Origin of the sequence: Pseudomonas floridensis (assembly GCF_002087235.1) — a bacterium.
Lineage (GTDB): Bacteria > Pseudomonadota > Gammaproteobacteria > Pseudomonadales > Pseudomonadaceae > Aquipseudomonas > Aquipseudomonas floridensis.
Window position 1 is genome coordinate 1 of sequence record NZ_MUIO01000217.1, and the last position, 1,004, is coordinate 1,004.

Sequence of the window (1,004 nt, forward strand, 5' to 3'; positions counted from 1 at the left end):
GAACACCAGCGTGCTGGTGACGACGTTGTCCAGAAATGCCCGGTCGTGGCTGACCATCAATACCGTACCCTTGAAGGTCAGCAGCACTTCTTCGAGCAGTTCGAGGGTTTCAACATCAAGGTCGTTGGTCGGTTCGTCGAGGACGAGCAGGTTGGCAGGCTTGCTGAACAGCTTGGCCAGCAACAGGCGCGCACGCTCGCCGCCGGACAACGCTTTTACCGGTGTGCGGGCGCGCTGCGGGCTGAACAGGAAGTCGCCGAGGTAACTCAGGACATGGCGGCTCTGACCGTCGATGTCAATGAAGTCGCGGCCTTCGGCCACGTTGTCGATCACGGTCTTTTCCAGATCCAGCTGATGACGCAGCTGGTCGAAATAGGCGACGTCCAGACGCGTGCCCACTTCGACCTTGCCGCCAGTGGGCTGCAGGTTGTCGAGCATCAGTTTGAGCAGTGTGGTCTTGCCGGTACCGTTGGCGCCAAGCAGACCGATGCGATCTTCGCGCTGCAGCACCATGGAGAAGTCCTTGATCAGCAGCGGACCACCCGGATGCGCGAAGCTGACGTTATCCAGCACCATCACCTGCTTGCCGGATTTCTCCGCAGTGTCGAGCTGGATGTTGGCCTTGCCGGTACGCTCGCGGCGCTCGCTGCGTTCAACACGCAGTTCCTTGAGGGCGCGAACACGCCCTTCGTTACGGGTCCGGCGTGCCTTGATGCCCTGACGGATCCAGACTTCTTCCTGAGCCAGTCGCTTGTCGAACAGGGCATTGGCGGTCTCTTCGGCCGCCAGCGCCGCTTCCTTGTGGACGAGGAAGCTGGCGTAGTCGCCGTTCCAGTCGATCAGACCGCCACGGTCCAGTTCGAGAATGCGGGTCGCCAGGTTCTGCAGGAAAGCCCGGTCGTGCGTGATGAACAGCACCGCACCCTGGAAATCCTTGAGGGCTTCTTCGAGCCAGGCGATTGCACCGATGTCCAGGTGGTTGGTAGGCTCGTCGAGCAGCAGCA

General features: G+C 61.2%; 1 protein-coding gene. It reads right to left on the reverse strand.

Annotated features, from left to right (window positions below; translation table 11 throughout):
- Nucleotides 1-1,004 (reverse strand): ATP-binding cassette domain-containing protein (locus BZK31_RS28365; RefSeq protein WP_244182765.1); only part of this gene is annotated, 1,004 nt, incomplete at both ends.